A 22,880-nucleotide genomic window follows, 5' to 3' on the forward strand; every position below is an offset into this window, starting at 1 on the left:
AACCCGCGTCCGAGGTCACAATCCGCGCCGCCGCATCAATGGTCAGATCGCCCCAGAGGCCGATCTCGACGCTATGGGCCGCCATCATGGTGGCACCACGGCGGACGCTATCCACCACGGCACCCATCACCAGATGGCCGCCGTTAATGGTCACGTTGCCCACATCCATGCTGGCATCGACCATGGTCATGGTCGCGCCGTAGGAGATCAGCACCTTGGCATCGCTGTGACCGATCAGATCGGTGCCGAACAGGATGCTATCTACCGCGTCCAGACGGATTTCGGGCGTGGAGGTGCCGGAATTGAAGGTACTGGTGATCGGTCCCTGAAGATCAAGGATGATACCCGACATATCCAGCTGACCCGCCGCGTTGATACGGCCCGACGTCTCGTTCAGGGTCACAGTACCCTGGGTCGAGGCGATGGTGATGGTCTGATCGTCCATCAAGGTCTCGACCGTGCCGTCCACAAAGACCTCGTTCGGGCCTTGCAACGTGATCGAGCCGCCAGCCTGCGCCGCGCGCACGGTGGCCGTATTGTCGATCCAGAGGGAACGGGCATCGACGCCGCCGGTCAGGGTGACCGCATCATCGGCCTGAATCAGACCTTGGATCCGCAGTTGCCCGAGCGCCTTCAGGTCCACATCGCGGCCCGCACCACGGGCGATGATGTCACCCTCAAGCAGCGCCTGCGAGGCCAGATCGAAGGTGATGTCACCGTCCAGCGTTTCCAGAACGCCGGTGGCGGCCAGTTCAACGCCCTCGCCTGCTTCGGCATTGCCGGTGTTCAGCACGACCGAGCTATAGGCGCGGATTTTGCCCGCGATATAAAGCTTGCCGTTGTCGCCAACAGGCGCACCGATGTTGATGACCGAACCTTCGCCCGGCGCATCCATCGAGAAGCGCTGCGACGAGGTCACCTTGACCACTTCACCCGCGCCATTGGTTTTCGCGCCATAAGCGCCGTCGGTAAACTCGACGCCCAAAAGATCAGCGTTTTCATTCACATGGCCGGTGATCGCGGTGCCGATGGCGGCGTCAGTGGTATCCTCGCCGCTGGCTGTGATCACAGTATGCACAGTCGCACCTGCAGCCACGTCAGAGGTCTTCACAACGCTGACCTCGAAGGGCGAGGTAAAGCGGATGTGGCCGTCGCGCAGCTTGGCGGCAATGTCTGCCACCTGATCCGAGGGATCACGCTCATCAATCGCGCGCATCGCTTCAAAGCCGCGATATACGGTGTTCAGCTGCGGCGTGACGCCAGTGTCCGGCGCATCGGACTGCACAACAACCCAGTCGGCATTCGCCAGCTTGCTGTTCAGCAGGCCGGTCAACTGGCTGATGGTGGTGAAGGCTGCGGTCTCGGCCTCGGTCAGGCTGATTGCGGCCTCAACGGTGTAGCGCAGCTTGTCGATCTGGACCAAGACGGTCAGATCGTTGTCGCCCACAGCATCGCCCACGGCGGGGGTCAGCTTGCCATCGGCGCGGTAAGCCCAACCGGCCAGAACCAGTTCCTGCACATCGCCCGGCGGCAGGATATCCACGCGGCCCGGCGCGTTCAGGTTGATCTCTGCGTTGTCGCGCAGGGTCAGGATTTGTGCAGACCCCAGCAACGACAGACCACGGCCATAGAACTTGTCCCCGTCCGAGGTCAGGCTCAGCGTGCCGGTCAGGTCCAGACCGGTCGCGTCCACCGACATAGCGGTGATGCGGCCATCCGCATCCAGCGTTGCGGTCACGTCTTTCGTGGTGGTCCCGTCGGTCAAAGCAAACTTGACACGGTTGTCATAGCCAAGGCCGGGATTGGCGATGGCAAAGACCACTGCGCCGCCCGCAACGCTGACGCCAATGTCGGCCTTCACGCGGCTGTCGATCCCGCCGATCAGGTCCACCTGCTTGCCCGCGCTCAGATCTGTATGGATCAGCAGCTGACGGTCCGCACGGACTTTGATCACCGAGTCCACGTCGTAGTAGACCAGATCGCGGCCAATGTATTTGCCCACCGCATCGATCTGCATGTCGCTGCGACCGCCCGAGACCAGCGTCCCGCGCATGTCCACATCGCCCACACCGTAAAGGTCGATCAGACCGTCAGAATAGGTCTGGCCCGCCGCACGGCTGCGGTTGTTGTCGGCGTCGTAGTCCCAGCGGCCTTCGACCACCAGTTCCGAGGCCGCATGAACCAACATGCCAAAGCCGGTTGCCGCATCATACCCGCCGCGCGCGATGATCGCTTCGCTGGCATTGATGTAGCCGCCGGTCTCGATCTGCTCGCCCGCTTCATTCAGGGTGTGACCACCGATGTAGATGCGGCCTTCGCTTTCCAGATAAACGGTGCTGTCACGGCCCGACCAATCCACGGTCTGGGACAGCATGACGTATTCGCCGTAAATGTCATTCGGGTCCAGCGGCCCGAATTCCTGCACCAGACGCCCGCCCGAGGTGACGGTGCCCATGATCTCGATCCGCTGATCGCCGGTGACGCTGACAGTCGAGCCGCGCCCGTCCGCACCCAGACCAAACGCGGTGATACCACCGGACGAATTGATCAGGACCGAAATCAGGTTCGGGTTCTCTGCCGGAGCAGTGGTCATTTCGGCGCCGGTCCAATGGTCGTCGCTGCCGGGCGTGCCGCCCGCAACGGTCACATCTCCGCTGGCCAGCAGGCCGGATTCCAGACGGATTTGCTGACCGGCCTCGACCAGAATGTCGGACGCGCCGTTGCCATTGGCATCCAGATCAAAGGTCACACCGGTTTCACCGATGACACCGCCTGCGACCAATGCGCCAAAGATATCAACGTCTTGCGCACCCTTCACATGGATATCGCCGTCGGTGTTCTCGGTCCGGATGGTGCCATTCGCTGCGATGTAGATCGACGAGCCACGGCTGTCAGCCGTCGGGTTTGTGGTGGTCAGGGCGTTGCCGTTCACGTCAACACCGCCATAAAGGTTCAGGCCGTCTTTCGCGGTCACGAATGCCTCAACGTAGAGGAATTCGTCCGACTGAAGTGTGACCTCACCGCCCGCGCCGCGGGCTTCGACAATGCCGCGGACAATGACTTCCTGATCGGACCGCAGGGTCAGCGATTTGTTGTCACCAAGGCTGACGATCTGGCCGGTGACCAGCAGGCCGTAACCGGCGGCATATAGATCGCCATTCTCATCGCGGCGGGCCAGATAATGGTTCGGGGTCGCATCCGCGATACCGGCGAAATAGGCCGATTTGTTGAAGATGTTGTAGCGCGGGTAGTAGTCGGGGTTGTCGCTGCCATCCGCCAGTTTGCGCGCGGCAAAGATTGCCCCGTCGTACTGCTGTTCCTTCGACGAGATCACCAGATCGCCCGAGGTCGAGATCGCACCACCCAGCAACATAGAGCTTTGGGATTCCAGATAAATCTGGCCGTTCACACCCGAAAGACCCAGACCGTCCGTCAGCACGCCAGAGGCCACCTCGACCACCGCGCCGGTGGCGGTCATCTCGATGTTGACGGTGACGGTTTTCTGGATGCCGTCTTCCGAGGTGAAGGTATAGCTGTCGGTGACCGTGTCTCCGTTCGCCAGACCCGCCACGGATGCATCATCCAGCGTGAAATCCCAGCCGCCTTCAAAACTGCTGAACTTGCCGTAGCCGCCCGTGCCAACCAGATCGGTCAGATCGGGATAAACGGGGGTGTTCTGGACACCTACGCGCATCGCTGTGCCCGAGTTCACGGACAGCACATCTTGGCTGACCATGCGCACGGTGGAATTGTCGCCCTCGGCGAACACGCGCGAGAACTGGACAAGGATCAGCGGGCCATCCGCCGACATGTCGATGGTCGAGCCATCGCCTTTGACCTCGATCTGGCCAGCGTTTTCAATCGCCGCCTGCGAGTAGATGTTGATGTTCGACCCATCCGCCGAGGTGGTCATCAGCGCGGTCGTGTCGATCCGCAGACCCAGCGGGCCAGCCAGATCGTTGAAGATCGGCGTGATGTAGTCATCATCGTAGAAGACCGAGCCCGGCTCTTGCCAGACATCCAGCGCAATCAGATCGGTGGCTTTCACCCAGCCGGAAATCACGGCCTGACGACCGACGTTGATATCCAGTTCGCGGGCGAACAGACCGGAATCCGGCAGACCTTCGGGATCGTGCAGGTTCTTGGGCTCAACCGCCAGAAGGCGGGTGTTGATGTGCAGGATATCGTCGGGGGCCTGAACATCGCCCTGAACGCTCATGCGGTCGGTGTAGAGGAACGTCTCGTCCCGCCAGCTGGCCACGCGGGTGGTCGCATCGCGCAGGTTGCCCGACATTTTCACTGTGTCAGCCACCTTGATGTCCCCAAGGCGCATCATGTTCTGGTAGTCGCTGCGGCCGATGTGGATCTGGTCGAACCCGTCGGCAATCGCCGCGATATCCCGCGACGAGAAGTAGAAGCCCGGCATAGACGACTGACGACCTTCGTCCTCGTACCAGTCCTCGCCGCTGAGGTCTTCGGCGGCGGTGCCCATGAAGTAATCGGACACCAGTTTTTGCGTGCGCAGGGTCAGCAGACCCGCGCCCACCAGACGGTTCTGGCCGCTGACAAAGTCGATATCATCAACGGTGAAGGTGATGTTCTTGTCGTTCTCCAGCACACGGGCATAGCCCGACTGCAGTTTCAGCAGACCGTCGTCGATCAGAATGTCGATGGACAGATCACCGTGGGCAACCTCGATCGCCACATCATCACGGATGTTGGCGCGATTCTTTTGCAGCAGATCGCGCCATTCATCGGCACCGGCATCGGTGTCGAAGACCCAATCAATATCGGTTTCCCACTGGCTGTCGGACGGGGTCTGATCCAGCACGTAGCCCGGATTTTCGATGCTGTAGAGCGCGCGCTCTTCGACCAGCGTCAGATCGTCGTCTTCGACGATGATCACATCGCCCACGCCATGTTTCGCAGTGGCAATGGTGATTTCGCCCACACGGGTCAGGATCGGCTTTGCCACCGAGCCCACACCGTTCTTGGCCTTGATCATCACATAGGCATCGGCACCGGCGATCTTGACGCCTGTGTCGTTGATAAAGCTGCCATCGGCCACCTGGAAACGCATCCACGCATCCCCAAGGGTGTTCTTGGTCATCCCGTCCGAAGACGAGATATTGGCCCGCAAGATGATGTCCGAGCGGTCCCCGTAGGTGCGCATGTCGATCATCTTCGACTGGGACATGCCCGCGTTCAGAACGGTGATCTCGTGGTCGATCTCGATGTCGCGGATGGATTCATAGATCACACCGCTGGCCATCAATTCGCTGTCTTGCCAGATGGTGCGGGCAATGGCGCGCAACTCGGTCCGGCCAAGGTTGACCACGGTCTGACCATCCAGCGCGGCAAAGCGGACGTCCTTGCCGAAGGATTCAATGTGGTAGGCATCATAGGCGCCGCCCTTGCCCATCAGGGTCAGACGTTCAACCGCGCCATCGGTGTAGGTGATGACCTCGCGGCCATTTTCCAGACGGCCAAGACCCAGTTGCACCGCGTCATCTGCGGCGCGCGCGCTGCCCTGTTCAACGATGATCTCGTCAAAGTCACTGCCGGTTTCGATCAGGTTGATGGTGCCGGTGTCGCCCGATGCGCTGGAGCGGCCAGTGCGGAAGTGATAGTCATCCTCACCGCCCGTATCGCGGATATCGATCTCCCACTCGGGGAAGGCGGTGGTGTAGATCGTATCGGTCGCCGCCGTCAGGGTGATGTCATCAATGGTGGCACCCGACATGCGGATTTCCTGACCGGTGCCCTTGTCGATCACGCTGACCGAGCGCTTGCCGATGGTCGTCGTGATCCCTGCACTCACACGCGAGAAGTCGATGGCCGAGTTGCCATCGGTGTCCGCAAAGCGGTCTTCGCCGTAGTTGTCTTCCCAAACATAGGTGTCATAGCCGCCGCCGCCGCTGAGGCGGTCGTTGCCGGTGCCGCCCCAAAGCTCGTCGTCGCCGCCGCCCGAAGTGATCCGGTCGTTGCCTGCGCCGCCTTTGATGGTGTCCGATCCCAGCGCGGTGGTGATGCGGTCGTCTCCGTCGCCGCCCTCAACCGTCCAGCCGGTGTTCGTTCCCGACCCCGAGACAAAGTTGCCTGCGGTATAGGTGGGCTTGCCGTCGGAATCCGTGCCGGTCTCGCCCTTCTCGAAATAGCCGATCTCGATGGTGTCGGCGTCTGCGCCGCCCTTCAGGATACCGCCGCCGTAACGGGCCCAGATCTGGTCTTTGCCCGCGCCGCCGTCGATATCGAAGGTCACATCACGCAGACGGGTCAGATCAACGCTGTCATCGCCGTCGCCAAAGTTGGCCACAACTTTGCGCACGCCAGAATAGGTCTGATACCAGCCGTCGAATTCGACGTTCACAGTACCGCCGCTGCCCGAGAGGACAACGTTCTCGCCGCCGTCGGTGGTGTTGAAGTACTTACGCAGTTCGGCGCGGCTACCCACGTTCAGATACAGGGTGTCACCCTGTTTCTGCGCCAGATAGGGCTGAACGCGCGGAGCGTTGTATTCAAGGTTGAACAGGTTGATGCGGAACAGCTCTGCTTCGAACAGAGTGATGGTGGTCAGCCACAGGTCCAGTTCCACGAAGATGCCCGCGACAAAATCCGCGCCCATCGTGATGTTGAACAGGTTCTTGAAGCCGCCGCCTTCGTATTCGTACATCGTGGCGATTTCGCTGCCACGGATACGGCCATCGCTGATCCAGTTGACGTTGGTGACATTACCATAGGCGTCTTTAGTCAGTTCCGAGGTCGCAATGTCCTGCAGGTCCAGACCGGCGTAGAAGTTGATCGCCGCATACCCACCACCCGAGATCGGGCCAAGGTTCGCACCCAGTTTCAGGCCAACGGTGGCGCTGATGTAGAATTCGTCTTTCTCGTCGCCGCCGGTGCCTTTGACGATCTTGCCGTTGCTAAAGGTCGGCAAGGTCCAGTCGTGGATGAAGAAGCCGTCCAGCGCGTCCAGCGGATTGCCGCTGTCGATCGCTTTGCGGATGCCGTAGGTGTCATAGCCGAAGGCCAGATCGGCAATCGCCTTGAAGTCGACGATACCGTCCACCTTGACCATAACGGGGCCAATCGGCACGCGGGCAATCGGGACCTGCGCGCTTAGGCCCAGACCCAAGAGGGGCAGCTCGTAGCTGAACAGGATGGCATCGCCACCCGTCATCAGGGCCTTCCAGTTGTCCAGATCCTTCAGGTATTCCAGCGCCTTAAAGCCGGAACGCTTCTGGTTGATCGTCCCCGAAGAGAAGCTGCCAGAGCTGGAGCCGGACGATTTCGCCTCGACCTCGGCCATCTTCTTCAGCAGCGCCGGATCAATGGTCTGCGCGCTTTCTTCCGAAGTCACATTGCCCGAGCCAAAGCCCTTCAGGTCACCCAGCATGATCCAGCCGCCATCACCCCAGCTGCGGATGGTATCCGGCAGATCGGTCATGAACAGAACCGCATCGAAGAAGGCGCGCGGGATTTCCGGCTTGCCCTTCAGCTTGAGGAAGCCGTTCAGCAGGCCAAGCGGGTTCGGCTCGATGCCGGCGAACTTGATGAACTCCAGACCGTTGATATCGGTGATCATCGTGCGCACGAAGGGTTCGAACGGCGACAGAACGCCCGCGATCCGTTCGGCGGTGGGCAGCAGGAAGTCATTGACCAGCGAGCCCACATCGATCCGCAAATCGACGATATCGACCACAGGCTTGGCCACGGCCTCGCCGTAGTTCCAGTCCCAATCCACGATCAGGTTGGCCGCCAGTTTCGGCATTGCATCAACGCCGATCACCCGCAGGGTCATTTCCAGATCAACTTCGGTGTCCACACCGAAGGCAATGTCGAACGTCTGGCTCGGCGATTGCGAGAACAGCTTGGTCACCGGCAGGCGGCCACGCTCATCCCCGTTCACGTCGATGCCAAGCACCGCGCGAACGCCGGATTTCTCGCCGTTGGGCAGCGCATCCACCACGGTCGCGCCGAAGAACAACAGCGAGCCGTTCGCGGTGAACGGATTCCCCCCTTGGCCTTCCAAGAGGGCGCTGGCTTCGACACGGATTTCGGCTGTGTCGTCGGTGTTGGTCTTCAGATAGAAGCCCGACGAGGTCGAAATACCAAAGCCAAAGTCCCAAGCCCAACCCAGATCAAGGCTGAAACCGCCATCGATATCCAGCGTAAAGCCGGGCAGGTTCAGGTCCAGCGGGATGTCTACATTGGCGCCCGCCAGATGCATCCCCATGTTCATGTCGAACTCGATACCATCGGCGGCGGACGGGGGCAGATCGCCCATCACCCAATCGCCAAGGCTCTCGCCGTCACGGTTCACCCAGTAGATGCTGATATCGTTGATATCGACCGTGCCGTTGCCGTCGTGATCAAGGATGATATCCAGACCGGTGCTGCCGAACAGATCCCAAAGCGAGTTGCGCATGATGCCAACGGTGCCGCCCTCGGACGACAGTTTCGCGCGCAGATCCTCAAGGAAGCCCACACGCACATCGCGCACAAAGGTGCCCACGTTCGACAGCTTGTCCCCGATGAAGGGAATGTCACGGGCCAGCTCGTCGGACAGGGTGTCCTGCACCACGCCAAGGGCACCGTCCACACCGTCCAGCAGACGGCTGGGATCGGTCAGCATTCCCAGCAGCGAGAACTCGCCCAGGAACTGGTCCATGATGTCCTGAACGTTCGGAACCTCGACGATCAGGGCCTGACCTTCGATGGGACGGCCCGCGGCCATGTCCAGCAGACCTTGCAGACCCGCATCGCCGGTTCTGACATTGAACGCCGACAGCGAGATATCAGGCAGACCCGAGACCTGTAGCGACATGGGCAGGTTCAGCGACATTGCGCCATCCAGAACGTAGCTGAGGTTGTCGCTCAGACGTTCGGGGCCGAAGTAGAACTTGCCATCATCAGCCACGCGGCCCGACTTCTGGTCCAGCTTCACGGTGAAGGTCGCGTAATCTTCGGTGGCGGCGATGCCGTCTCCGTCAATCGCAGCCGTACCGCCCACAACGCCGATCTTCGCGGGACCGGCTTCCAGACCCAGATACAGGTCCTGACCGGCCACACGCAGACCAAGGCTTGCGTAGGTGCCGCGCGCCTTATCGGCGCTGACCGCATATTCCTGATCCACGGTCACATCGGTGAACAGGGTCTGCGTCTCGCCATCGGCCAGCTGTTCCTGTGCGCCCGCGTAAAGGGTGACCTTGACGCCGGTCTGCTCGCTCAGCCAATCGGCGATGCTGACGATGGCGTCCATACGGCGACCAGACAGTTGGCCCGCCCCATGCACCGCGTCAATGTTGCGCTTGGTGCCGCTGTTTTCAGTCTCTTCCAACCAATAGCTGTTCACCGTGGCCGAGAAGGCAACAACCCCCTCGCCCTGCGCGGCGATGGTGGATTTGATATCGGTCAGGATCTTTTGCTTTTCCGCATCCGACAAGGTGGACGAGCGGTTGGCAAAGTTCACCGCACCGAAGGCCGCGACCGATTTCTGCGAAACGCGGGTCGGGTTGTAGTCGTAGAGGAAGACCTCGGGGCCGTCGTCGGTCAGACGCACACCCGCCTGCACGCGGAAGTTCACAAAGGCCGACAGGTTGATCTTGCCCGCAGCACCGGGGTTGATCACGTCAGCGATATCGTCAACGAAATCGAAACCGGCCAGCGCGTCAGGGCCTGCGATGGCCGCAAGCTGTTGCAGATCAAGGCTAAAGCCAAAGTTCTCAGAGAACACCGCGCCTAGGTTCAGGTGGATGTCCAGCGTGTCGCCATTGATGGCCAGCGCGAACTTCTGATCCTCGACCGCAAGGGTGTTGTCGTCGGTGATCCCCAGCGCGTCTTCGATGATGCTTTCGACCTCGCCGATGGCACCGGCGGGGTTCTTTTCAGCCTCTTCCAGCTTGCCAAGGAACTGGTCCACGAAGGGGAACACATCTTCCAGCGAGCGGCCAACGACCGGCATCACCACGGTGTAGAACGGTTGATCCTCGATCGCGTCGCGCACCATCTCCAAACCCGTGCGGGTGGCCGAGATAATGTCGCCGAAATCCATGTCCTTGAAATCGAACATGGCGCCCAAGTCGGGCAGGATGACGACGATATCGTTCTCGGAGACCTGACCCAGACGGATCAACTCTTCCACATCCGCCGCATACATCGGGTTCTGGTTGATGACCTTGAAGTCACCGGGGTTGAACAGGTCCATCGCGGTCAGCGAGACCTCGATATTCGGCGCCAGCGGGATATCCGATCCCAGACCCGGATCGATGGTCAGACCGCGCAGCTTGGCCGAGGCCTCACCGCTGAGGTTAAAGTTCAGCGCCGAGGCGCTGAGTTCACTGAACGCAAAGCGGGTGTCGCCCGCGACCACTTCGTCAGGGTTGCGATCCAGCGTGACCGACACTTCGGCGCCCAGATGCAGACCCGAGCCTGTGCCCGCGCCGCCAGCGGTTGCCTTCAGGATGCCCAGTTGCACGCCGATCTCAAGGTCGGTCACATCCAGCGAGGCCGACGCCGTCAGCGAGACATCTTCCATCCCCAGCGTGAACGAGCCTTCGCGCAGCACATAGCCCACGTTGTCCATGGTCTCGGCCACGGTGCGATCCAGTGCAACAACGTGGCTGCCGCGATAACCGACGATCTCGTATTTCTCGCCACCAAGCTCCAGCGTGTAGCCGACCATCGAAGTGTCGAAGATGAAGGTATCATCGCTGAAAAGGTTGGTGTCTTCGGTGATCTTACCCTTTTCACCCAGATAGGTCTTACCATCCAGATCGGCAAAGAACCCGATGGTGCCAGCCACATGCACAGCCATGCTGCCGCGCGCGTCGGTGGTCAGGTTGACCGCATCGCTGCCCAATTCGAAGTTCAGCGGAATGTCGAACGGCGTCAGATCATAGCTGAAGGCCAGCGGGATTCCGAAGGACCGTTCCACAGGGTCAAAGGTGATGCGCAGACCTGCGGGCAGCACGCCCGAGCGGTTCACCGCCTCCATGAACTCTTGCAGGGTCTGGATCTGCTCGCGGGTCTCATGCATGACCATGCGATAGGTGCCTTGCAGACCCGACGCGTTTGTCAGAATGACCGAGCGTTCATCCAAGAGGCTGTCGATGGCGTAGGTGCCGACCTCGGTCTCGACGCCGCCGGACACGCTGTAAAGGGTGACTTCCAGACCGTCGACAAAGTCTTCGGTCAGGCCACCTTGGGGGTTCACCAGCGCGATTTTCTGGGTGCCGTCCACGTTCACGGTGGACAGGCTGACCTGACCTACAGTCAGCAGATCAACGCGCGGGCGGTAGAAATCGATCTTGTCATAGACGTCGGTCTTGAAGCCCTGACCAAAGTCCAGAACCTGATCCAGACCCGCATCCAGGAACGGCAGGCCGTTGGCGAAAATCTCGCTGTCCTGAATGTCCTGCAAGGTTTCAAGGAAGTCGGGGAACATCAGGATCAGATCAACAACCGACAGGTTGGTGAAATCGCCGATGGCGTCGAAATTCTCGGTGGTCCAGCTGACATTGCCCGCAAACGGGTTGCCCGAGGCAATCAGGCGCGGGGTCTTGCCTGCGGCCAGATCAAGGCTGCCAAGTTCCGCGTAGACCGGCAGGTCCAGCGTGAACTCATCGCGGGTTTTCACGACCGACAGGCCACTGGTGGTCTGTTCGATCTTGCCCGACAACGCCAGCATGAGCGATCCGGTCTCACGCTCCACATCGCCGATGCTGACCGCAAGCGGCCCTAGCGATGCGGTGATATCAATGTCATCGACCTGCGCGGTGGCGTCAAAGTTCAACCGCTTGAGGTTAAAGTCAAAATCGCCCGCCGACCAGTTGATGTCGATGTCAAAGGCCACGTCCAGCACCACGTCGATGGCGGCATGAACTTCGCCGTCGATGGACAGGTAGTAATCCTCTAGCGCCTCATCAAAGCGCAGGGTCACATCGCTTTGGATACGGAAGGTGTCGTCAAAGGCGATCTTGACGCCTTCGCTGGTGGTCACAACCTTCAGCGCCCCTTCCGAGAGGCCCAGTTCCGGCAGCCAGCTGTCTTCCAGATAGGCCAGCAGGCCCTTCATGGTGGGCTGGCCGGTCACCCCGTAAACAGGCGCGGCCAGATGGCCGAAATCATCGTCGTTGCCGATGTAGCGCTGGACATAGTCGCCGATCTTCAGCAGGCGATCCGCGCCCACCATCTGCGACAGCGACGTGCCAAGCACCGGCAGTTCCACCGCCAGCGGGTTGTCGTTCACATTGGTGCCCGAGGCGTCATATTCCGGCGTGATATCGGCCTTCAGGGTCGCGATACCATCGCTGACCGCATCCACCGCCGAATACAGCAGATCGCCGTCCGAGATGATCACATCCAGATCGCCAAAGTCGATGGCGGCTTCCTGACGGGTCTCATCGAACAGCATCGCCAGTTCGGTGCCGCCCACGGTCTGGGTGCGGTCCACAGCGCGGCCAAGGGTGTTGCCGTTGATGGTGACCTGACCGGTGGTGTCCATGATCGGGGTGTCGATCACGGCAGTTGCCTGACCCTTGATCGCATAGCCGCCGGTGCCGTTCGCACCGCCACCCAGCAGGATCAGCGCCTGACCGTTCTGCAATCCGGCAGAGCCGACACTGCCAACCTCAAAGCCCGCGCTGAAGTTGGCAACGCCAATCGCCATCATCGAGCGGTTGTTCTGCACCGAGCGCTGGATGATGAAGTCGCCCTCGATCTGGGCCATATCCAGCACATCCAGCAGCGCGTGGCCGCCGATGCTGAGGTTGCCGTTGCTGTCAAAGCTGGCGGACAGATCGCCTTCCAGCGACATGATGTTCAGACCGCTCAGGCTGGCCTCGCCGGTCATGGTGCCGCTGCGGGTGCCATCGTCGCCAAGCAGCAGGGTGCCATCCACATCGGACAGCGCCAGAGAGATTCCGCCCACAGACATGCCGATGCTGGCATCCTCTGCGGTGATTTCCCAACGCTCTTCTTCCTTGTTGCGGCTGACGGTGAAGAGGCCGTTCAGATGGGCCGGTCCCAAGTTCAGTTCCGCCTCGGCCGAAACCGCAAAGACCGCGTCAGCGAAATCAAGCAGCTGGTCGTCCGACGGATCGCTGGTCAGCGCGCGCGTCAGGGTCTCATCGGCCCAATCTATCACCGCCGCATCCGCAGCGGCGGCCACACCGGTTGACGAAGACAGCGCCTGGTTCAGCGACAGGCTGGCGTTGGAAATCTGGGCCAGTTCATAGCCGCCCACCGTGGCCCCTGCCACATCCCCCGCGACCGAGATCCAGCGGCGCTTGGCGCCCGTGGTCTCGGTAGACAGGGCCACCAGAACATCCAGATCGTCAAAGGCCGCAACGGTCGCGCTGCCCGCGACGATCCCGCCCGAGACATCCGCCCCGCCGATCAGCACCCGATCCACAGTGGCCGACCCGCCATCGCTAAGGGCAACGGTCTGGTCCTCTTGAACCTCGATGAACAGCTCACCCTCGGCGGTGATGGTATCGGCGATGTTAACGCCCAGATAGCCACGCAGACGGGTCTCGTTGTTGATCAGATCCACATCGTAGTAACCGCTCGGCGTGCGCACGCTCTCGGTCAGGGCATCGCCCCAACGGTTCCACGCGATTTGCAGACGATCCGCGGTAATCTCGACCGCGCCGCCCACTTCGAACGCCACATTGCCTTCGACCTGCGCCGCATAACGCGAGCCGATGCCCTGCTGGTTGCGCAGCAGGATCGCGCCTTCGCCGTTCGTCAGGCTGGCCGACAGGCCGCCCGCATCCAGCGAGCCGTTCACATCTTCCAGACCGATGCGGATGTCGGTGGTCTCGATGCCATCGACCTCATGGTAAAGGACCGTCATCGCCAGACCGCCGTTCAGGCTGCCAAGCCCGTCGATGGTCAGGGTGGCCTCATCCACGATCAATTCGCGGCGGTTGGTGCCGTCTTCGAATTCCAGCGCATAGGTCGCGCCATTCAGACCTGCGGGCACATCAATGGTGATCGCACGGCCCAAGGTGTTCGACGCGATCGAGCCCGTCGCCGTCATGGAAATCGCATTGCCCATGCCCGACAGCGCGACGCCGCCATCAGCGCGCAGCGCATAGCCGTTGCTGGTCGAAGTGCCGGTTTCGGGGTCCATCGTGCGGCTGATGACCAGACCAAGGTTCAGATTGGTCAGTGCAACGCCTGCCTGCGGTCCGCCCACGATGCCGTTGACGCCAGTGGCGCCGATCAGCAGGTAGTCGGGGGCCGCATCGACGGTGCGGGTCAGGCCCGCAACCACATCGGTGATGTTGACGCCCACATTCGTGCCAGTGCCGACCAGCGTGTAAACGCCCTTGGTCGCGCTGGCATAAACGGCAATGTTGCCTGCGCCAAAGACGGTGCTGCCCGCGTCGTTCTTGAGGGTGCTCAGGGCGCTGGCCAGCGCGGCGCGGGTGTCGCCGGTGCTCAGGTCAATCTCGACGTCCTGCCACTGGGTGTTGCCCGCCGCCCGCAGGGTCAGCGTGTCGGCCAGACCATCGGGCAGACGCAGGTCCAGTACCTGCACTTCGCTAAGCTTCAGCAGCGGCACATAGCTTTTCGCCTTGGCGTTGACGAAGGCGATATCAAAGGCCCCCGTCCCTGCCGACGTGACGCGCACGTTGCCTTTGCCAACAGTCGAAAGGTTTTCCAGCGCGGTTTGCAGTTCCGCCGCAGTGGTGGTGGCCGACAAGGGCGCAGTGGTGACCGAGCCGAACGAGACCGCGAACAGATCCTGTCCTGCGCCAAGGGTCAGACGCTGCACCTCAGATGTGGTGCTGCCGCTGACGGTTTTCGCCAGCGCGGCATCGGGGGCCATCTCGATCTGGGTGATAACGCCGGTCATCACAGGGATCTGGCGGCCAAGGGTGGCCCCGCCGAAGGTGACCTCCCACATCTGGTGACCCAGTTCCGACAGCACCATCTGCACGGACACATCACCGCCCGCAGCGGCGAACGTCCCGCCCGAGGCATTCTCTGCCGCCCGCATCGCATTGCGCACATCGCTGACGCTGGCGTCAAAGGCGATATCGGTGGTGGTAAAGGTCGACCCCAGAGCGTCAAAGCTAAGGGTATAGGCGCCGCGGATATTCTCGTCATAAAGGTCCAGCACCTGCACGGTGCCGGTGGCCGTGGTCCCTTCGGTGAGGGTCGAGGCCGTGGCCGCAACGCGCACCACACCCGCCATGACCGAGCCGTTCGAGGCAGTCGTATAGGCGTTCGCGGTAAAGCCGGACGGCAGATCATCCCCAAGGAAGCGGATGAAATACCCCTGCGAGGTCACACCGCCGGTGGAATTGTCAAAGCTGACGCTGACGTTGCCACGGCCCACAAGGGTTTCCAGCGCCTCGCGGATGGCGGACTGCTGTCGGTTCTTGTCCGCGATATAGCGGATGCCATCGGTGGTCCCCAGATCACCCAGATCCAGCGTGAATTTCGCGCCAGAGATGCTGTTGATGTTGGCAGGTTTCAGCAGCAGATAGCGGCTGTCGTTCTTGGGCGCGGTTGCCGCCCGCAGAACACTGGTCGAGCCCCAATCCTCTTTATCCGCCGGATCGGCGGGCGGGGTCATGGTCAGACCGCTCAGATCGGTGCCGTTCAGGGTGCCGACCAGCTTGATGTCGAAACCGTCGGCGCGGGTGCCGGTAACTTCAATGTTGCCGGTGCCGTAGATGGCCGACAGGCCAGTCACCAGACGGGCCGCGAAATCTGCGTCCGAAAGCGCCGCGCCATCGGTCCCAAGCGAGCTGATGGACACGCTGCTGCCCGTGCGGGCAAAGACATAGGCCCCTTCGCGGAACCGCAGGGTGCTGCCGCTGCCAGCGGCCGCCGCCAGATGGAAGGTGGTCGGCGTCTGCACGCCGCCCTGTTCCACGCGGGTGACTGTGCCACGGGCCTGCTCGATCGCTTTGGCGCTGACAATCTGCGCTTCTGGCTGCTCGGCGATCACGCGGGTCACAGCAAATTCACCGTTCACCGAGGCAAAGCCGTCAATCGCCAGATCGACCGCACCGGCAAGCTGCATGTTGCCAGCGGCATCGAATTTCGCGGCAAAGCTGCCCTCAAGGGTCAGACCGTCCACGCCGGTCAGGCTGGCATCACCGGTGATCTGGCCCGAGCGGCCTCCGTCAGCGGCAATGAACAGCGTGCCCGTACCGTTGACCAACTGCGCCTTCGCGCCATTGGCCGCCAGTTCGACAAAGGCATCTTGGGCTGTGATGGTCCACGTCTGATCGCCGTTGTCGTCGGTTCCCAGCAGCAGGCCGAACTTGCCACCGATCCGCGCCGGACCAAAGGTCAGCGCGCCATCTACGGCCAGTTCGAACCGCTCGGCCCCTTCGGCAAGGGTCAGCGTGGTGCTGTCCGAAACCACCAGATCGGTGCTTTCGTCATCATTCGCACCGTTCCAGTCAATCGCCACGCCCTCGGCGCTAAGGATCTGACCGTCCACGATTTCGCGGTTCAGGTAGATGTTGGCCTGATCAATCTGCGCAGTGACGCCGGCGTTCAGGCTGGCATCGCCCACGCTGCCCTGAACGGTAAGCCAGCGACGTGCGGTGCCGGTTGTGACCTGCTCGGTCGTGATGGCCAGCGCGATATCGGTTTCCGACAGTTCCGCGCCGATGCTGTCATTGCCAACAGAGATCGCCACATCCGCACCGCCAATGAACAGCTGGTCTGCGGTGACGGTGCTGCCATCGGCCAGCAGAATGCTCTGGTCCTCACGGGCCTCCATGAAGAGGTTGCCTTGGGCGACAATTGCATCAGCCACGCCGATGGTCATGTAGCCGCGCAGGCGGGTCTCATTGTCCACCAGATTGACGCTGTAGGTGCCGCTTGCGGTTTCCACATCCACCGCCAGATCATCACCCCAACGGTTGTAGGCTACGATCAGATCATCAGCGGTCAGCGTGACACCCGGCACGCCTTCCAGCGCCACGTCACCCTCGGCGACAAAGCCGTATTTGGTGGTCACGCTGCCATCTGCGGCCTCGATGGTTTGCAGAACCAGCGCGCCTTTGCCGTTTGCCAGCGAAACGCCCACGCCGCCGGGGGTCAATGCGCCCGCAGCGCTATCAACGCCGATCTCGGTGGTGGCGGTCGTGACACCCGCGACGGTTTCGCGGGTCGAGACAACCTTCAACGCGCCGGTGACCGATCCCAGACCGTCCACGGTGATGGTGCCTTCGTTGATCGTCAGCTCGCGCCGTTCCAGACCGTCTTCGAAGGTCAGCTGCGCGTCAGGGGTGGTCAGGCCGGTCTTGACGGTCTGATCCACAGCGCGACCCAGCGTGTTGATCGCCAGCGCCGCATCGGCGGACATGGTGATCGCATCGCCAAAGCCGTTGATACGGGCGGTGCCCGACACATTCAGCGCATAGCCGGGCTGGTTGGCGATAACGCCAGCGGTGGCAGGGGTTTCCAGACCGATAACCAGCGCCAATGCGCCGTCTTCAATCGAGATCCCGTTGTCCGCATTCCCAAGCGAGGCGTCCACATTGGCCGCACCGATCTTGAGGTAGTTCTCGGGCTCGGCCACAGCGCGGGCCAGCGCGATATCAATCGCGGGCAGCGCCTTACCGGCCAGCGCGCCGGTGGTTTTCAGGTAATAGCTGGTGTCCGACCCCTCGACCGCGACCAGTTCCACATTGCCAAGACCAACAGACGGCAGCAGGCCAATCGCCCGTGTCAGGCTGGCCAGAAGATCGGTGGTTTTCGCATCGCCTTCCAAGGTCTGGTCGGCCTCGGCAGTGCGCTGCCAATCGGCCGCGCCTGCGGCTTTCACCTTGATCAGATCGGCAATCGCCCCATCGCTGTGCGCCAGATCGACCGAGGCCACAGCCACAGCGGCCAGACCGCTGGCATTCACGCCCGCCAGATCACCGATGAAGGACACGGCAAAGCTGCCATCATCGTTCAGCGCGACGCTGACATTGCCCGCGCCAATGCTGGACAGCCCCTCAAGGGCCGATTGCAGCGCCGCTGCATCCAGATTTTCCGCCAGAACAATGTCAGTGTATTGGCCCCGATAGCCCAGTTGCACCGCGCCGGTTGCGCCAAGCGCCAGCGTCTGAACCTCGGACGAGGTTGCGCCGGTTCGGGTCTGCGCCATCGCCGCATCCGCTGCGGTTTCGGCCGAGGCCATCACGCGCAGCACATCCATGCTCTGGTTCACCGCACTGCCGCCAAAGCGGACCGACCATGTGCCGGTCGCCGCATCCAGCGCGACCGTGACGTCAACATCCGCATCCTCCAATGAGGTGCCGTCCAGACGGGTCGCGCCAAGGATCGCGTCCTTGACTGCTGCCGCGTCGGTGCCTGCAAAGACCGCAAGGTCAATGTCGTTGGTAAAGTAGGTGCCCGCAAAGGCCCCGATGCCGCTGGATTGCGACGTCAGCGTCGCCTGCGGCAGCGCCGCAGGGGTGAAGGCGCGGTTGATGGCGGGGATTTCCGACCCAAGCGCCGCACCGCCAAAGGTCAGCTTCCACTGGTCCTGCGCCGTGACCGACACATCCACCGTCGCACCAGTGGCCGAGAACGCGCCGCTGCCATTGCCAGCCGCCGCAACCGCTGCCGCCATGACCGAGGCGCTGGCCTGCGCATCAATCGCGCCCGTGGTGTAGGTGCTGCCGCCATAGGCAAAGCTTAGGGTAAAGCTGCCCTTCACATCTGCCGCGTAGCCTTCCAGCACATGCACTGCGCCCGTCGCCGGCGCGACCGAGCCCGCTTTCGGGCTGATGGTATACGCCATACCGCTGGTGGTGCCGACGTTGGTGGCAGTCATCGCGCCCATATCAACCACGCGCTGCGCAAGGCTGTTCTTGAACTCGATGGTGTATTGCTGGGTCGCCGTGGGCGAGGTGATCGCGCGCACCACCAGATCCGCCGAGGCGGTCTTCGACAGGGTCGTGCCGCTGCCGTAAACCGTGCTGGTGCCCGACCCGAGGCCGAACATCTTGGCCAGCGCGTCATAGATCTGGCGCGGCTGCGAGGTCTGGATATCGACGTATTTCACATCCACATAACGCGGGCTGTTCGCGAATTGCAGACGGAAGCTGTCCGAATTGCGCGTCACACCAGAGTCGCGGTCAATCACCAGCGTATAGGCAGAGGCCGCAGTCCCCTGCGCCCCTTGGCTGAGAACCGTTGAGGCGTCCGAGGCATCATAGGCCAGCGACGGATCGACCGGCGGGGTCATGGCAAAGCCTTTGCCGCTGCCGGTGGTGTCCAGCGCGATCTTCTGGCCAGCCAGCGTGCCTTTCAGCTCAATCATAAAGCCGTCCGCGCGGGTGCCAGTGACGCTGACGTTATTCGATCCGAATAGGATCATCATGTTGCTGGTCAGACGGGTGCGCAGGCTGAAATCATCCAGCGCCTCGCCGCTGAGGGCGCGGGTGTCCATCGACACCGATTTGCCGTTGTAGCTGAAGGCATAGACACCCTCGCGGAACGCGCCGGTGCTGTCGGTGGCCGACAGCTTGAACTTGGAATTCTCGGCGGGGGCAAAGACGATTTGCAGATCGGCGGTGCCGGAGACGGATGCGTCAACTTGCTCGATCGCGTGCAGGGTGCCGCTGGTTGCGGTCGCGCCTGCGATACGGTCTGCCACCTGCTGGTTCTGATAGGCCAGCGCCGGATCGACGGGCTGAGTCAGGGTCAGGCCGGTCACGGCCTGTCCGGCCAGATCGCCACTCATGGTCAGGGTAAAGCCATCGGCCATGGTGCCCGTCACGGCCACATTGCCATACCCCAGCAGCGCCTGCAGCGCCGAGGTCAGCTTTTGCTGCCAGACCAGATCGCTATCGCTGGCCGCCAGCGTCACTGCCGCCGAGCTACCGCCATAGGCGAAGGTATACTTGCCCTCGCGGACCGACAGCGCGCCATCGCGCATCTCGGCCACGGTCAGATCAAAGGCGCTGGACTGCTTGACGCCGCCCTGCTGGGTCTCGGTCACGGTGCCCGTGGCCCCATTAACCAATGTGGCATCTTCCAGCGTTGCGGTGGCAGTGGCCAGCGCCGGTTTCTCAACAGCGAACTCACCGCTGAGGGTCGCCATGCCCAACACGTCGATATCAACCGCGCCCGCCAGCGTCAGGTTGCCCGAGCTGTCGAACTTGGTGGCAAAGGTGCCTTCCAGCGTCAGATCATCCACACCGGTCAACGATGCGGTGCCGGTAATGGTACCCGACCGTTCGGTCGCGCCATAGGTGCCGGTGACGTCGTTCTTACCGATCCACAGATCGCCCGAGCCATCGTCCAGCGCGGCCCGCACGCCGTTGACCTCAAGCGCGATGCTCACATCGCGGGCGATCACATGCCATGCTTTATCGCCTGCGTCCGAAACCTCCAACTCGACCGAGAAATCGCCGCTCAGGGACGCCGGTCCAAGATTCAGCGCGCCGTCCAGTTCGACCGACAGTTCACGCTCGTTGCCCGCAAGGGCAAGGCTCTGGCCGGGCAGCAGGGTGACAGCCTCAGATGTGGTGTCCCAGTTGATGACAGGGGTAGTGCCTTCCAGCAGCAACTCGCCATTAACGATTTCCGAGTTCACGGTGAAGCGTGCATCATCGAAATCGGCCAGATCATAGCCGCTGATCGCCGCCTCTTTGATCGACGAGGTGCTAGAGATCCAGCGGCGGCCCGCGCCGCCCAATTCTGTGGACAGGATCAGAACCCCGTCCATATCGGTCAGTTCCGCGCCGATACCCGCAGGGCCGACGTTGGCCGACAGGCCCGCGCCACCAAGGATCAGCTGTTCCACCTGAACGGTGCTGCCATCGCTTAGGGTCACGGTCCGCGCATTCGCGCCCGTGCGGCTTTCGATGAACATCTGGCCGCTCATGCCGATGATGCCCGCGATATCGGCGTTGATCGCGCCGCTGAGGCGGGTCTCATTGTCCAGAAGGTTCAGGACATAGTCTTCGCCGCCCGTGGCGATAGCCATATTCTCGACCGCGCGGCCAAGACGGTTGTAGCGCAGGTTCAGATCGTTCGCTTCCAGCGTGACGCCCGACACGCCGCTAAGCGCAACGCTGCCGCCCACATCCAGCGCATAGCCGTTCGCGGTCACAGTGCCGCCCGTGGTCACACGTTCCACATAAAGCGCGCCATTGCCAGCGGTCAGCGCCGCGCCGACACCGCCAGGGGTCAGCGAGCCTGCCAGGCCCGACAGGCCGATTTGCAGGCGGGTGGTGTCCACATTGCCGACCGTCGTGGTCTCGGACGAGATCGCCAGCGCACCGGAGATCGAGCCCAAACCGTCGATGACCAGCGTGCCATCGGTGATCACCAGCTCGCGCACATCGGCGGCGCTGTCGAAGGCCACGGCGATATCGGTGCCGCCCACGGTGATGGTCTTGTTGACCGCCTCGCGCAGGGTGTTGATGCGGATATCGGCGGTCGCCGACATCGAAAGACCGTCCAGACCCGACAGGCTGGCCGAGGCCGCGCCAACCAGCGCATAGCCATCGGCTCCGGCCGCGTTCTGACCGATGTAAAGGCCAAGCTGACCGCCGGACACAGTAATCCCGCCAAAGTCCGCGCCCGCGTTGTTCAGACCGACCAGCAGGCTGTCTGCGGATTTCTCAACGGCAAAGTCGCCAGTGATCGCGCCAAAGCCGTCAATCGCCACGTTGATGCCGGTGCCCGACAGGGCCAGATCATCGCCCGCGAAAGTGGCCGAGAGGCTACCGCTGGCCGACAGACCGCCAAGACCTGCAATCACCACATCGCCCGAGATCGAACCCGAGTTCGCACCGGTTTCAAGATGCAGGGTGCCTGCGCCGTTCTCGATCGCGACCTTCGCGCCGCCTGCGGTGACTGCAACGGTCACGTCCTGCGCGGTGATGTCCCAGATACGTTCGCCCGCGTCGTTCTTGTCCAGAACGATGACGAAATCGCCGCCCAAACGGGCCGCGCCGAAATCAATGTCGCCGCTGACGGGGATTTCCCAACGACGGTCCGCCATGTCCATAACGGCGGTCTTGGCCGCGTCCTGAGCGGACAGAGCCAGCGTTTGAACATCGTTGCCCCAGTTGATGACGGTGGCGGTCGCGTCCTCGATCAGCGCGCCTGCGGTGGTCAGCTTCTGGTTCAGCACCAGCTTGGCGCTGTCGATGCTGGCAACCTCTTGATCCAGAACGGTAATGCTGCCGATCGAACCGGTGGCCGACAGCCAGCGTTCATTCGCATCAGTGGTGTCTTGCGACAGCACCAGCGCCAGATCGCCGCCGCCAAGGGCCGCGTAGGTGGTGCCGCCTTGGGCATAGCTGACAGACAGGTTGCTGCCGCCAATAATAGTCTGGTCCAGCGTCACCGCACTGGTCGCACCTGTGCCGTCGATCAACTGGCTGGTGACGTCTTCGCGGACCTCAACGAACAGATCGCCCGACAGGGTCAGACCTGCAATCTGCGCGGTCGCCTGACCCGAGATGCGGGTCTCGTTGTCCAGCAGGTTGATGGTATATTCGCCTGCGCCGGTCTCAACCGCCAGACCTTCGACGGCCTGACCCAGACGGTTGTAGCTGACCTTCATGTTGGTGGCCGACAGGCTGACGCCCTCGGCGCCGGTCAGGGCCACGTCGCCCTCAAGCTGCACCGCATAGGTGCCCGCCGCGCTGCCGACCTTGTTCAGCACAATCGCGCCGCGCCCGTTCGACAGGGTCGCGCCCAATGCGCCAAGATCCAGCGCACCGCCCGCATTTGCCATGCCGATCTTGGTCGAGACGACAGTCTGACCTGCGTCATTCACGGTGGTCTCATTGGTGATGGCGATGGCACCCGAAACGCTGCCAAGACCGTCAACGGTGACGGTCGCGGTGCCGATGGACAGCTCTTGCACGTCGGCAGAGGAGTCAAAG

Annotated in this window: 1 protein-coding gene (only partly in view); it reads right to left on the reverse strand. The window is 62.2% G+C overall.

This entire window lies inside a single protein-coding gene on the reverse strand: locus CLV74_RS12720, encoding an Ig-like domain-containing protein (RefSeq protein WP_106265338.1). The 56,139-nt coding sequence extends 25,301 nt beyond the window's left edge and 7,958 nt beyond its right edge, so the window shows coding positions 7,959-30,838 (codon 2,653, partial, through codon 10,280, partial); reading right to left, the first codon wholly in view occupies window positions 22,877-22,879. Both codon boundaries (start and stop) fall beyond the window edges.

Origin of the sequence: Donghicola tyrosinivorans (assembly GCF_003003355.1) — a bacterium.
Classification (GTDB): Bacteria; Pseudomonadota; Alphaproteobacteria; order Rhodobacterales; family Rhodobacteraceae; genus Donghicola; species Donghicola tyrosinivorans.